The following is a 13,204-nucleotide window of genomic DNA, read 5'->3' as shown; positions in this document are numbered from 1 at the left end:
CCGGACGCCCGGATTCCAGGAAGGACCCACGGCGATGACCCCTGCCCGCACGCAGGCCGCGCCACGACGGCACACCCCGCCGCCGACCGCCGCAGCACCGACCTCCTCCCCGGCCGCCTCAGCCGAGGCCCGCCGTCAGCAGCTTGAGCCGGCGCGCCCGCTCGCCCCAGCCACGGCATTCGACGCAGCCCAGCAGATGGGCGTCGAGCACCGGACCGGACAGGCCCGGAGGCGGCTCCTCGCCGTCGAGGCGGGCGGACAGGGCGGTACGGAACTCACGGCAGTGCACCCCGCCATCGTCCCCGGCGCCACCGGCGCCCCCCGCACCACCCCCCGCCTGTCCGTCCTCGCGGGAGGCCGCCGTGCGTGACGACGAGACGGTGACCGCCTGGGCGCTCGCCGCCCGCGGCGGTGACGCCGACGCGGTGGAACACTTCATCCGCGCCACCCAGCACGACGTACGGCGCTACGTGGCCCGGCTCAGCAACGACCCGCAGGGTGCGGACGACCTCGTGCAGGAGACGTATCTGCGCGCGCTGCGCTCGCTGCCGCGCTTCGAGGGCCGCTCCTCGGCCCGTACGTGGCTGCTGACCATCGCCCGCCGCACGGTCGTGGACCGGCTCCGCTTCAACGCGGCCCGGCCCCGCCTCTCCGACACGGACGACTGGCAGGCGGCCGCCGAACGAACCCAGTCCGCCGAGCTGCCCGGCTTCGACGAGGGCGTGGCCCTGTCGCAGCTGCTCGACCGGCTGCCCTACGAGCGGCGCGAGGCGTTCGTCCTCACCCAGCTCCTGGGCCTGCCGTACGCGGAGGCCGCGGTCGTCGCGGGGTGCCCGGTCGGCACCGTCCGGTCGCGGGTGGCGCGGGCGCGTGAGGCGCTGATCGTCCAGTTGGAGACCGCGGAGCGGGCCGCCGGTGCCGCCGGTGCCGCCAGGGGCGGCGTCACGAGAATGCCCGTGATGGCGGGGGTGCGGGCCGCGGCCTAGCGGGCCCGGAGGTCCGGGCCCGCTAGGCCGCGGCCCCCGGAACACAGGCCGGCCCCGCACGCCCGAACGCCGGGCGGGCCGCTTCCACGGCCCGCCCGGCGTTCTCGTGCACAAGGGCGGACGGCCGTCACCGGCCCCCGGACGTCACCGCCCGTCGGCCGACGGGCCCGCTCGCCGCCCCGGTGGGCCACGGACGACAGCGGACCGTGGCGGTGCGACGCCCCGCCCGGCCCCGCCGCCCGCCCCTGCCCATCCGGACGTGGCGGACGCGGGCCACCCGGTGCGGGGCCGCAGCGTGGCTGACGCTCCGGCAGGACGCGGAGCGCACGGGGCGGCTTATGCCGCAGAACCGGTACCCGGGCCACCGCCCGGCCGCCTCACCCCGTCACCCGGCCCCGCTGCCCGCCCGTACCACCAGCGCCTCCACCCGTACCGCCCCGCTCTCGCGGAACCGCAGCGTCACCGGGAGTCGTTCGCCCAGCCGGAGCCGGGGCGGGCGCACCACCATCACGTCCAGGCCGTGCGGGGACATCTCCAGCGTCCCGCCCGCCGGCACCGGTACGGACGTGAGCATGCGCATCGAGCCCGCGCCCCGTTCGACCACGGTGCGGCTCAGCATCGTGCCACCGGCGTCCGGGACGTCGACGTCCACCAGTTCGTCGGCCACGTCACCCGTGTTGCGGATACGGAAGAACGCGGCCGTGTCGTCGGCGCCGAAGGGGAGCAGGATCCGCGCGTCGTCGACCGTCACGGTCGCCGGGCGGGCCGCCGCCCCGGACAGCGTCCAGGCGCCCAGGCCGCCGAGCGTGACCGCGGCGGCGAGCAGCGGGACGAGGGCGGCACGGCGACCCCGGCCAGGCCGGTGGCCGGCCGCCGGCCCGGGCCGCGGCCGCGCCCATGGGGGTGCCACCCGCGCCCCCGCCCGTGTCCGTACGGCCGTCCCTCCGGCCGTCGGAGGAGTGGTCCTTCTTCACGCGTCACCCCGGGTGTCGTCGTCGGTCCTCACGGCGCCGCCGGTCGCGGGCAGCCGTACGGGCCGGGCCGGGCGGCCCGTCCCCCATCGCCCCGGCGCGGCGCGGGCGCCGTGCCCGTCGCCGCCGTGGCACGGCCCGGTGCCCCGGGGCGCCGCCCGCCGCCGGTGCCTCCCAGCCCCGACCGCCTCGGCTGCCATCCCCGCAGCCGCAGGCTGTTCGCCACGACCAGGACCGAGCTCACCGACATCGCCGCCGCGGCGACCATCGGGCTCAGCAGGCCCACCGCCGCCAGCGGCAGGGTGATCAGGTTGTAGCCGAAGGCCCAGGCCAGATTGGCGCGGACCGTTCCCGACGTCCGCCGGGCCAGCCGGACCGCGTCCGCCAGCGCGCCCATGTCCTCGCGGACCAGCGTCACGTCCGCCGCGCCGATGGCCGCGTCCGTGCCGCCGCCCATCGCGATGCCCAGGTCCGCGCCGGCCAGCGCCGCGGTGTCGTTGACGCCGTCGCCGATGACCGCGACCCGGCGGCCCGCCGCGCGCAGCTCCCGGACCAGCTCCGCCTTGTCCTCGGGGGTGGCACGGGCGTGCACCTCCTCGATGCCGAGCTCCGCCGCGACGGCCCGCGCCGCGCCCTCGCTGTCGCCCGTGGCGAGGACCGGGCGCAGACCGAGCCGCTTGAGGTGGTCGACCGCGCGGTACGAACCCGGGCGCACCGTGTCGCCCAGGGTGATCACGGCCTCCGGCGCGCCGGCCACCCGCACCACCACCGCGGTCCGCCCGTCCCGCTCGGCGGCGCGTACCGCGTCGTCGAGTTCGGCCGGCAGCCCGCCCGGCCGGGGCCGCTGCTCGACGGGGCGCTTCCCCTTCCGCGGCCCCTTCGCGCGGGCGGGCCGGCCCTCCGGCCGTACGACCTCCACCAGCCGGTCCCCGACCCGCCCGGCGACACCCTTGCCCGGCGTCGCCACGAAGTCCGCGACCTCCGGGAGGTCACCCGTACCGGCCTCCTCCGCGTAGCCGCGGACCGCCCGGCCGACCGGGTGCTCCGAACCCCGCTCGACCGCCGCGGCCAGCCGCAGCGCCTCGTCCGCGCCCGGCCCGCCGGTCCGGGCCGTCACGCCCGTCACCGTCATCGAACCGGTCGTCAGCGTGCCGGTCTTGTCGAGGACGACGGTGTCCACGCGGCGCAGCCCCTCCAGCGCCTGCGGGCCCTTGACCAGGATGCCGAGGCCCGCGCCCCGGCCGGTCGCGGCCAGCAGGGCCGTGGGCGTCGCGAGGCCGAGCGCGCACGGGCAGGCGACGACCAGCACCGCGACGGCGGCCGTGACCGCCGCCTGCGGCGCGGCACCCGCGCCGAGCCAGAAGCCGAGGACCGTGACGGCCACGGTCAGCACCGCCGGGACGAACACCCCGGCCACGGCGTCGGCGACCCGCTGCGCCTTCGCCTTGCCCGCCTGCGCGTCCTCCACCAGCTTGGCGATCCGGGCGAGCCGCGTGTCGGCGCCGACGGCCTCCGCCCGCACCTCCAGCAGACCGCCGGAGTTGACGGCGCCGCCCACCACGGCCGAGCCGGGGCCCGTCTCGACGGGCGCGCTCTCGCCCGTCACCAGGGACATGTCCAGCGCGGAGCTGCCCGCGACGACCGTGCCGTCGGTCGCGACCCGCTCACCGGGGCGCACGACGAAGTGGTCGCCGACCCGCAGCCGCTCGATCGGCACCCGGTGCTCGGCGCCGTCCCGCCGTACGACGACGTCCTTCGCCGCGAGCGAGGCGAGGGCCCGTAGCGCCGACCCCGTGCTGTGCCGGGCCCGCGCCTCCAGCGACCGGCCGATCAGTACGAACAGCGGGACGCCCACGACCGCTTCGAGGTATACGTCCGCCGTGCCCCCGCTCATCGAGCCCATCGAGCTCATGGCCGGGACCAGCGTGAACGGCATCCGCATGCCGGGGTCGCCGGCGCCGCCGAGGAACAGGGCGTACGCCGACCACGAGTACGAGGCCAGCACGCCCAGCGAGACCAGTGTGTCCATGGTCGCGGCGGCGTGCCGCAGGCCGCGCAGCGCCTTGGCGTGGAACGGCCACGCGCCCCACACGGCCACCGGCGTGGCCAGGACGAAGCACAGCCACTGCCAGTTGCGGAACTGCAGGCCGGGAACCATGGACAGGACCAGGACGGGCACCGACAACAGGGCCGTGACCAGCAGCCGGGTCATGGCCGTGGGCTCCGCCGGCCCGGCCGTCCCGCCCTCCGGTTTCGCGGCGGCCGGCGGTTCGGGCAGCGCCGCCGTGAAGCCGGCGCCCTCCACCACGGCCATCAGCTCCGCCGCGGTCACCGCGGCCGGGTGGCTGACCCGGGCCCGGCCCGTGGCGAGGTTGACGCTCGCGCTCACGCCGTCGAGCCGGCCGAGCTTCTTCTCCACCCGGTTCACGCACGCCGCGCAGGTCATCCCGCCGACGATCAGCTCCGTCGTCGCGGCGTCGGCCACGGCGGCCCCACCGGTCCCGCCCGTCGAGGTGGTCATCGGGTCACCTCCACGGCGGCCGGAGCGCCCATGCCGTGCATGCCGCTCATCCCGCCCCTCTTGTTCATCCCGTCCATCCCGTCCATACCGCCCATGTCTCCCGGACCGCCGCCGGAACCCGTGCCGTCGCCGGTGCGGTGTATGCCGGGGAAGGCGGGCCCGGCCGCCGCTCCGGCCGCGTACGCGACACCGAAGAGGGCGGCCAGCAACAGGACGAAGCCGAGCAGGGTTCCGTACGCGCGGGACGGCCCGAGGCGGGCCGGACTGAGAACGTGACGAGCGGTCATCGCCGCATCGTGACACGTCGCGGACCGCCCCGGCCCGGATGCGACGGGCTCCCGGCGCGTGAGGATCATCCCTTTCGTCCCCGGGAACCGAAGGGTCCGCCGAGCCGACTACCCAAGGATGACGCGGCCTCCTCGCGCCGCCCCGCCCCGGCCGGACTCCGCCGGGCGGCGGGCCTCCGCGCCGTGACCGGGTGCGGCCGACCGGGCCCGGTGGCGAACGGCCGGGAACTCGCCCGGCCCCCCGTCCGACTTCTCAGGGGTCCACGACTTCGCGAGGAGCCCCCACCGTGTCGCTGCCCGACCCGATCCCCCTGTACGGACCCGAGTACAAGCGGGATCCCTACCCGCTGTACGCGCGCCTGCGCGCCGCCGGCCCGATCCACCGGGTGCTCTTCCCCAGCGGGGTCACCGCGTGGCTGGTCACCGGGCACGCCGCCGCCCAGCGGACCCTCGCCGACCCCCGGCTCGGCAAGAACCACTCCCGGGGCAACGACCGCTGGCGCGAGCGCGCCTCGATCATGCCCGAGCCGCAGCACTCCCAGCTCCAGGTGCACCTCCTGCACCAGGACCCGCCCAAGCACACGGCCATGCGCCGCCTGGTCACGGACGCCTTCGCACCGCGCCGGGTGGAGGAGCTGCGGCCCCGCTTCCAGGAGATGGCCGACGCGCTCGTCGACGCGATGCCCGAGGACACGGACTCGGCGGACCTCGTGGCCTGCTTCGCCGCCCGCTTCCCCTTCCAGGTCCTCGCCGAGGTCATCGGGCTGTCCCCGCGCCTCGCCGCCCGCTTCCGGCGCGAGTGGGGCAAGGTCGTGGCCCCCGTCGGCCCCACCGACCCCGGCCGCCCCGCCTACGAGGCGCTGCTGCGGGAACTCCAGGCGTACATCGCCGAGGTGGTGGCCGACCCCGGTGACGGGCTCCTCGGCGGCCTGGTCGCCGCCCGTGACGCGGGCGAGCTGACGCCGGAGGAGCTGGACTCCATGATCTTCCAGCTGCTGGTGGCCGGCCAGGAGCCCGTCACCAACCAGATCACCACCGCCGTGGTCGCCCTGCTCCGCCACCCCGAGGTGCTGGACCGGCTGCGCGCCGAACCCGGGCTGATGCCGGCCGCCGTCGAGGAACTGATGCGCCTCGACGGCGCCTTCGAGCTGACGACCTGGCGCTTCCTCGCCGAGGACGCCGACCTGCACGGCACCCGGGTGCCCGCCGGCGACTCCGTGATCGTCTCGCTGTGCGCCGCCAACCGTGACCCCGAGCGCTTCCCCGACCCCGACGTCCTCGACCTCGACCGGGCCCAGGGCCCGCACCTGTCCTTCGGGCACGGCGTCCACTTCTGTCCCGGCGCGGCCCTCGCCCGGATCGAACTCCAGGTCGCCCTCGGCACCCTGACCGGCTGCCTGCCCGGGATCCGCCTCGCGGTGCCCGACGAGGAACTGCCCTGGATCCCCGCCGTCCTCGGCCGGGGCGTGGGCGAGCTGCCCGTCGCCTTCGACCGGCCCGTCTGCCCCCGCCCCCGTGGATGAGTGCCCCATGCCGACCCTCTCCGTCTCCGTAGACACCGCCGTCCCCACGAGCCCCGCGCCGCCCCTCCCTCCGGTGCGGACGGCTCCCCCCATAGGCACCCCCGCCCTCGTGCCCTCGCCCGCGGCGACCACGGTCGAGGCCCGGGTGCTGAACCTCCTCCTGCCGTACCACCGCACGAGCGGCCCGGGCTCCCCGGACCCCGCCGACCACCCGGAGCAGCTGCGCCAGATACGGCAGTTCACGGACGCCGGCGAACCGATCGTCCTCACGCTGCCCGGCTTCCCCTGCAAGTCCCCGAACCCGGCCAAGGTGCTCGGCCACCTGCCCGACGAGGGCGAGCGGCTCTCCCTGGGCTTCCTCGACCGCCTCTGCGCACGCGTCGCGGAGGTCTACGAGCCGGGCGCGCGCATGCTCATCTGCTCCGACGGGCACATCTTCGGCGACCTCATCCGGGTGCCCGACCCGCTGATCGACGCGTACGGGGACGCCCTGCGCGACCTCATCCGCGGCGCGGGGCTGACCCGCCTCGACACCTTCGACCTGCGCGACGTGCACGGCGACCTCGACCACGACACCAAGCGCCGCCTGGTCACCGAGGCGTTCGCGCCCTCCGTGCCCAGCCTGCGCGAACTGGCCCGCACCGACGAGGAGACCGCCCGCCTCTACCGCGGCATCACCCGCTTCCTCGTCGAGGACACCGCGGACTTCACCGGCACGCGGTCCGCCCTGCAGCGCGAGTGCCGGACCCGCGCCTACGGCGTCATCGCGCGCAGCCGCGCCTGGGGCGACCTCATCGCCCATCACCACCCCAGGTCCGTACGCCTGTCGATTCACCCGCAGCGGCCGGGCTCGGAGAAGTTCGGCATCCGTCTGCTGGAGGCTGCGGACGCGTGGGCCACGCCGTGGCACACGGTGGTGCTGCGGACGCGTGGCGGCGCCGCGCGGCTGATGCGGCGGGAGGACGCGGAGCGGGTGGGGCGGCTCGTCCTCCGGGACGGGCGCCCGAGCCACTACGAAGAGGTCTGACGGGCCGTCGGGCCCGGACCCGCTCCGGGCCCCGGCCGCCGGGCGGACCGGAGCGTTCCGCCCACTCCGGTGACGGTCCGGCCCGGGGCGCCGGCCGGACCGGTCACGGCGACCGCGCCGGTGCCGGGCACGCCGGTTCGTAGTCCTCGATCATCCGCAGGGTGTCGCCCAGCGCCCGCACCAGCATCGACCGCACGGTCTCCCGGGAAAGCCCCTCGTGGCCCTCGCGACCGCCGGGACCCTCGCGGCTCTCGTGGTCCTGGTGGCCCAGCCAGTCCAGGGTCACGCCCTCCACGCTCGACAGCCAGCCGATCAGCGCCGTGCGGGCGATCAGCGGGAGGTCCGAGCGGCCCCAGGCGCCCTGGGCGATCGTGACCAGGAGCTTCTCGCGCACGCCCGCGCGGATCGCCATGACCTCCGCGTCGAAGCCGACGCCGCCCGTGACGATCGCCCGGTAGGCGGCCTGGTGGTGCTGGGCGTAGCGGAGGTAGCCGTCGACGGTGTGCTCGACGCGCGCGGCGGGCGGCAGGTCGTGGGTGGCGCTCGCCCGCAGGACGAGCTCGGCCACCGAGTCCTCGACGATCGCCAGGTAATAGCCGCGCTTGCTGGTGAAGTAGTAGTAGATCAGGCCCTTGGCGACGCCCGCGTGCCGGGCGATGTCGTCCATGGACAGGGCGTCGTAGGACGTGTCGGCGAACAACTTCCGCCCGATGGCGATGAGTTCGGCCCGCCGTGACCGGGAGCGCTCCGTACCGCGCTGTTGACTATTGTTCAAATTCGGCCCTAGCCTCAACCACACCGGACGTCCGCAGTATGACAGAAGCCACACCACTCACTTCCCTGCGGGAGGATGCAGTGAGCGGATCGGAAAGACGTCTTCCGGAAGGCCGGACCGCCTGGCGGAAGTCCGCCCTGGTCGCCGTCCCCGCCGTGCTCGCGGTGGGCGCGATGGCGGCGGTGATGGCCCAGGGCGCGCTGGCCGCGTCCTTCGCGGTGTCGGGCACCAACTTCCAGGTCTCCTCCGGAAAACTGACGAGTAAGGGCCTGTCCTCGTATGTGCAGACGGACCGGTCCGTGGACGGCAAGGGGCACCCCGTCGCCCTGCTGGGGATCGGGGACGCGACGCTCAGCGACATCTGCCAGGCGGCGAGCGTACGGACGCCGCTGGGGGTCGTCACCTTCAAGCTCACGGCCGGCGGCGCCGCCGGTGACGTCACCGCCAGCAATCTGATCATCGACGGCGAGGACCTGGTCGGTGACGCGCGCTTCGGCACCGCGCAGATCGGACGGGACGCGTCCACGCTCGACGAGGTGGCGGGCGTGACGGGCGAGCCCGGCGCCTTCGGGCTCCAGGCCGGGGACATCACGGTCGCCGGAGTGCGCTCGCACGCCTGGTCGGCGACCGGCGGGAACTTCCGGCTCCGGGGGCTGCGCCTCGATGTGAACCTGGACGGCAAGAAGTGCTTCTGACCCGCCGGACGCTCCCGGGCCCACGGGTCCCGCGGCTGCCGGACGCGCGGCGGGCGTTCCGGCGCTGGCGGCGCACCCGGCCCTTCTGGGCCGGGCTGCTGCTGGTGCTCGGCGGCGCGGAACTGCTCGTCGTGCCCCTGTCACCGGTCACCGTGCTGGTGAGCCTGGGGCTCGGCGGCCTGGCGGCGATCGGGATCGGGCTGGCGCTGATCGTCGCCGGGCTGTTCCTCTGGTACGCGCCCGGCACCCGGCGCTATGTGAGCCTCCACGCCCTGCTCCTGTCCGTGCTGTCCTTCGCCGCGACGAACCTCGGCGGCTTCCTCGTCGGGATGGCCCTCGGCATCGCGGGCAGCGCGATGGGGTTCGGCTGGACGCCCGCCGCGCGCCCGCCCGAGGAGGAGGAACACGGAGCGCCGTCCCGCGAGCCGGGCGGCGCCGGCCCGAAGGCGCTCGCCGCCGTCCTGCCCGTCGTCCTGCTGGCCGCGGTCGGCACTCCGGCGGCGCACCGCGCCGAGGCCGCGCCGCGCGGGGACGACGGCGTCCGGGCGGCGGCCGTCCCGCCGACCGTCCGTACGACGCTGTTCGCCCCGCACGGCTTCGCGTTCGCCGGGGTCACCCGGGTGCCCACCGCGAAAGGGCCGCTGAAGGTCATGGTCCTCACCATGCGGGCGGCGTCCCTGGCCGACTACCGGCTGACGACGCGCGACGGCGGCGGGGCCGAACTGGCGCTCGGCGCCGACACCCTGGAGCTGAGCGGACGGGTCACGCTCTACCTCACCCGGTTCAGCGGCTGTCTGGAGGGGCTGCTCTGTGTGACGTTCTCGCCCGACGGGCTGCCGGTGCCGCCGGTTGTGCCGCCCTTCGTCTTCATGACGGACGTCACCGCCGAACAGGCCCTGGTCACCTCGGACCTCATCGTCGCCGACCGGCTGACGCTGGCCGCCCGGGGGCGCTCCTGAGGCGGCCGGGGGTGGCCGCACTACGCTGAGCCGGGACGGGCCCGTACCAGCGACAGGGAGCCACCGCACATGACCGTCCCGCTCGATCTGGCCTTCTTCCTCCGCTTCCTCGACCGCGCCACGCGCGTGATCGTCGCGGAGGCGGCCCGGCTCACCGACCTCGACGCCGCCATCGGCGACGCCGACCACGGCGCCAACCTCAAGCGCGGTTTCACCACCGCCGAGGCCGTGACCGCCGAGGCCGCGGCCGCCCCCGGGACCACCCCGGGAGCGCTGCTGACGGCCGTCGGCGCGCATCTCACCAACACCGTCGGCGGCGCGTCCGGACCGCTCTACGGCACGGTGCTGCGCCGCATGGGCAAGATCCTGGGCGACGACCCGGTGGTCCCGCCGGAGACCCTCGGCCGGGCGCTGGCCGCGGCGGTGGCGAGCGTACGGCGGCTCGGGGACTCGGCCCCCGGGGACAAGACGATGGTCGACGCCCTCCAGCCCGCCGCCGACGCCTATGCCGCGGCCCTGGAGGGCGGCGACGTGACGGAGGCGCTGGCCGCGGCGGCGCACGCCGCCCGGGAGGGCGCGGCGGCGACGGTGCCGATGCGGGCGCGGCGCGGCCGGGCCAGCTATCTCGGCGAGCGCAGCATCGGCCACCAGGACCCCGGAGCCACTTCCTCCGCACTGCTGGTCACGGCGCTGTACGAGGCCACGGACCCGGAGGCGTGCGCGGCGCCGGTGGCCGCGGCCACCGGGCCGGCGACCGGGCCGCGCCGGAGCCGGTGGCGGGCCGGGTCGGCGTGGTGCTCGTCTCGCACAGCCGCGAGGTGGCGGCGGCCACGGCCGCGCTCGCCCGCGCGCTCACCGGTACGGGAGACCCGGCACCGGCCGTGCCTGCCGGGGGGCTGCCGGACGGCGGCGTCGGCACCAGCGCCGAACTGGTGCGCGGGGCCGTCGCGGAGGCGGATCAGGGGAAAGGCGTGGTGGTGCTGTGCGACATGGGGAGCGCGGTACTCACCGTCAAGGCGCTGCTCACCGAGGGCACCCTTAGTGCCGCCGATGTCCGTATCGCTGACGCCCCGTTCGTCGAGGGAGCGGTGACCGCGCTGGTCACAGCGTCGGCCGGGGGTGACATGGCGGCGGTGCTCGCGGCGACGGACGACGCCCGGACGTACCGGAAGCTCTGAGACACACCGGGCCTGCAAGATCGCGGGGTTGGACGGGGCGGACCTGTCATGGAAGTCTGTGATCGGCGAAATGCCCTATGCAGCCCCATTTCCGGCGTGGAGGTCCCGCCACGGTGTCGTCGCGCAGACTGCCCTTCGCGCTCGTCCTTGCCTATCTCACGGTCGTGGTGATCATCGACCTGATCACCCCGGCCAATCTCCGGCTGAACGTCTTCGCGGCCCTCGCCCCGCTGACGGCCGCGATGGTGTGCACCTTCCGGCAGACGGTGTTCATCGGCGTCCTCGACTTCTGTCTGATGGTCGCCCACCACGGCATCCTCGCCGACGAGGTGCCCCTCAACCGCGTCAGCTCCTTCGTGGGCAACGCCCTGATGGTGACCGCCAGCATCGCGGTGGCGCGGCTGCGGCGGGACGCGGAGGCCCTGCTGGAACGGGTGCGGGCGACCGGCGAGGCGGCACAGCGGGCGCTCCTGCGGCCGCTGCCGCTGCGCACCGGAGGGGTGGTCGTCGACGGCTTCTACGTCTCCTCGCAGCGGGAGGCGCTGATCGGCGGTGACATCTACGAGGTGGTGGACACCCCGTACGGGACGCGCGTGCTGATCGGCGACGTACGGGGCAAGGGGCTCGGCACGCTGGGGGCGGGCGCCGCGGTGCTGACGGCGTTCCGGGAGGCGGCGTACCACCGGCGGGACCTGGAGAGCGGGGTGGAGGCGATGGAGCAGGGGCTCCACCGCTACCACCGCTCGACGGCCTATCAGGCGAGCGCGCGCCCGGACGGCGCCCCGGGTGCCCCTCCCGACAGCCTGGTGATGCGCGCCTCGGAGGAGTTCGTGACGGCGCTGGTCTTCGGCACCGAGGAGGCCGAGGCGGCCGAGGCGGCCGGGGAAGCCGGGGACGCCGGGAAGGGGAACCCGGGCGCGCCGGGAGACGACGGCGAGGTGCCGGTGGTCTTCGTGGACTGCGGGCACCTGGCGCCGTTCCTGATCGGCCCGGACGGCGGCGTGCGGGAGCTGGAGGCGGCCGACCCCGGGCTGCCGCTCGGCCTCGGGGACCTGGCGCCCGCGCGGCGGACCGGCCGCCGGCTGACGCTGCCCGCCGACTGCCGGGTGCTGGCCTGCACGGACGGGGTGACCGAGGCCCGCGCCCCGGACGGCGGCTTCTATCCGCTGGCGGAGCGGCTCGGGGCCTGGGCCGCCCTGCCGACCCCGGAGCTGCTGGGACGGCTGCGGGCCGATCTCGACGCGCACACCGGCGGGCGGTTGCAGGACGACGCGGCGGTGCTGGTGATGGAGCGGGCCGCCGTCGGGGCCGGCGGCGGCGAGCCGGCCCGGCCCGGCGGTGAGACGGCCCGGATCAGCGGCTGAACAGCTCGAAGGCGACGCCCGGGCGGCCGCCGAACCGCTCCGACACGGAGGCCATGGCCCCCTCCAGGAAGCGCCGGCAGTAGACCTCCGGCTCCTCCTTGGTCAGCGCCTCGATATAGGTGCGGTGACAGAGCAGGGAGGCGACGGCCCGCTCCAGGCCCGCGCCCGCGTCGACGGCGTGGGTGGGGTGCGGGGACCCGGCGACCGCGACGTACCGCACCCCGTCCCAGGGCACCAGGCCCTCCTCGGCCAGCTCGGGGAAGATCCAGCGGTTGCCCGCGTCGCCGACCGCGTCGAGCGTGGCGCGGCCGACGTTGCGGTGGTCGGGGGTGTTCCAGAAGACGCTGTCGCCCCAGGACCAGGTGTCGTGGTGGTTGAGGGTGAGCACCAGTTCGGGGCGGTGGCGGCGGACGGCGGCCGCGAAGTCGCGGCGCAGGGCGGTCCCGTACTCGATGACGCCGTCGGGGTGGCCGAGGAACTCCACGGTCCGGACGCCGACGGCGGCGGCGCCGGCGCGCTGCTCCCGCTCGCGCAGTGGCCCGGCCTCGGCGGGCGGCAGTGTGTCGATGCCCGCCTCGCCCAGGCTGGCCAGCAGGTACACGCATTCGCGGCCGTCGTCGAGCCAGGTCGCCACGGCCGCCGAGGCGCCGTATTCGAGGTCGTCGGGGTGGGCGACGATCGCGAGGGCGCGCCGCCAGTCGGTGGGCATCTCCCGGAGCTGGTCCGCCATGCCGGTCTCCTTCGTCCATCGCGCGGCCCGGGGTCCACGGCCCGGGGTCACGGCAGGGTGTCTCGGTGGGGCGTTCGAGGCAGCGTACGTCGGGCTTCTTCGCGACACGCGGGAACCCGGCGGCGGCGCGGTCCGACTACCTGATCCGGACCCGCACGGGCGGGCCCGTGCGGATCACGATTTTCTGG

General features: G+C 75.8%; 12 protein-coding genes and 2 pseudogenes. 8 read left to right on the top strand and 6 right to left on the bottom strand.

Annotation, left to right across the window (positions count from 1 at the left end):
• Positions 1-118: 118 nt before the first annotated feature.
• Entirely contained in the window at positions 119-289 is a 171-nt protein-coding gene (locus tag AF335_RS36075) for a zf-HC2 domain-containing protein (protein ID WP_244927214.1), read from the bottom strand.
• Positions 290-362: 73 nt separating this feature from the next.
• Between AF335_RS36075 and AF335_RS31105 the strand changes: the two genes are divergently transcribed.
• Entirely contained in the window at positions 363-986 is a 624-nt protein-coding gene (locus AF335_RS31105) for a sigma-70 family RNA polymerase sigma factor (protein WP_244927213.1), read from the top strand.
• A 385-nt stretch (positions 987-1,371) separates the two neighbouring features.
• Here AF335_RS31105 and AF335_RS31100 read toward each other — a convergent pair whose 3' ends face one another.
• From AF335_RS31100 to AF335_RS31090, 3 genes are all read right to left on the bottom strand, one after another.
• The gene (locus AF335_RS31100) at positions 1,372-1,896 is read right to left on the bottom strand and encodes a copper chaperone PCu(A)C (protein ID WP_102921767.1); all 525 of its coding nucleotides are present in this window, start codon (positions 1,894-1,896) and stop codon (positions 1,372-1,374) included.
• A gap of 92 nt (positions 1,897-1,988) precedes the next feature.
• Complete coding sequence (locus AF335_RS31095) at positions 1,989-4,478, bottom strand: heavy metal translocating P-type ATPase (RefSeq protein WP_244927212.1); 2,490 nt, start codon at positions 4,476-4,478, stop codon at positions 1,989-1,991.
• Complete coding sequence (locus tag AF335_RS31090; RefSeq protein ID WP_102921925.1) at positions 4,475-4,765, bottom strand: hypothetical protein; 291 nt, start codon at positions 4,763-4,765, stop codon at positions 4,475-4,477. Before AF335_RS31090 ends, AF335_RS31095 begins: the two co-directional genes overlap by 4 nt.
• A 287-nt stretch (positions 4,766-5,052) precedes the next feature.
• On the opposite strand from AF335_RS31090, the gene AF335_RS31085 reads away from it, so the two are divergent.
• Positions 5,053-6,288 (top strand): cytochrome P450 family protein, encoded by a 1,236-nt coding sequence (locus AF335_RS31085; protein ID WP_102921766.1) that lies wholly within the window; start codon positions 5,053-5,055, stop codon positions 6,286-6,288.
• A gap of 7 nt (positions 6,289-6,295) precedes the next feature.
• Positions 6,296-7,315: an L-tyrosine/L-tryptophan isonitrile synthase family protein gene (locus tag AF335_RS31080; protein ID WP_102921765.1), complete on the top strand. Its 1,020-nt coding sequence runs from the start codon at positions 6,296-6,298 to the stop codon at positions 7,313-7,315.
• A 103-nt stretch (positions 7,316-7,418) separates the two neighbouring features.
• On the opposite strand, the gene AF335_RS31075 is transcribed toward AF335_RS31080, so the two are convergent.
• Positions 7,419-8,090: a TetR/AcrR family transcriptional regulator gene (locus AF335_RS31075; RefSeq protein WP_102921764.1), complete on the bottom strand. Its 672-nt coding sequence runs from the start codon at positions 8,088-8,090 to the stop codon at positions 7,419-7,421.
• A gap of 80 nt (positions 8,091-8,170) precedes the next feature.
• Here AF335_RS31075 and AF335_RS31070 point away from each other — a divergent pair, with 80 nt between their 5' ends.
• The 5 genes and pseudogenes from AF335_RS31070 (at position 8,171) to AF335_RS31050 (ending at position 12,286) form a co-directional block, all read left to right on the top strand.
• A complete protein-coding gene (locus AF335_RS31070; RefSeq protein WP_102921763.1) occupies positions 8,171-8,785 on the top strand; it encodes a DUF6230 family protein in 615 nt (204 codons plus the stop codon).
• Positions 8,776-9,744, top strand: a complete 969-nt coding sequence (locus tag AF335_RS31065) for a DUF6114 domain-containing protein (RefSeq protein ID WP_244927211.1) — start codon at positions 8,776-8,778, stop codon at positions 9,742-9,744. The genes AF335_RS31070 and AF335_RS31065 overlap by 10 nt, the downstream gene beginning before the upstream one ends.
• Positions 9,745-9,813: 69 nt before the next feature.
• Positions 9,814-10,443, top strand: a pseudogene (dhaL, locus tag AF335_RS31060) (dihydroxyacetone kinase subunit DhaL); the annotation flags it as partial.
• Between the two features lie 17 nt (positions 10,444-10,460).
• A pseudogene (locus AF335_RS31055) lies at positions 10,461-10,820 on the top strand (PTS-dependent dihydroxyacetone kinase phosphotransferase subunit DhaM); the annotation flags it as partial.
• Positions 10,821-11,035: 215 nt separating this feature from the next.
• Positions 11,036-12,286, top strand: coding sequence for a PP2C family protein-serine/threonine phosphatase (locus tag AF335_RS31050; RefSeq protein ID WP_170127846.1), 1,251 nt, complete (start codon positions 11,036-11,038; stop codon positions 12,284-12,286).
• On the opposite strand, the gene AF335_RS31045 is transcribed toward AF335_RS31050, so the two are convergent.
• On the bottom strand, positions 12,276-13,016 hold the full coding sequence (locus AF335_RS31045) for a PIG-L deacetylase family protein (protein ID WP_102921760.1): 741 nt from the start codon (positions 13,014-13,016) through the stop codon (positions 12,276-12,278). The genes AF335_RS31050 and AF335_RS31045 overlap by 11 nt on opposite strands.
• Between the last annotated feature and the right edge of the window lie 188 nt (positions 13,017-13,204).

This window comes from Streptomyces eurocidicus (assembly GCF_002891295.1).
GTDB classification, from domain to species: Bacteria; Actinomycetota; Actinomycetes; order Streptomycetales; family Streptomycetaceae; genus Streptomyces; species Streptomyces eurocidicus.
Note: the sequence above shows the minus strand (reverse complement) of the source record. Positions and strands in the feature narration are given on the sequence as shown.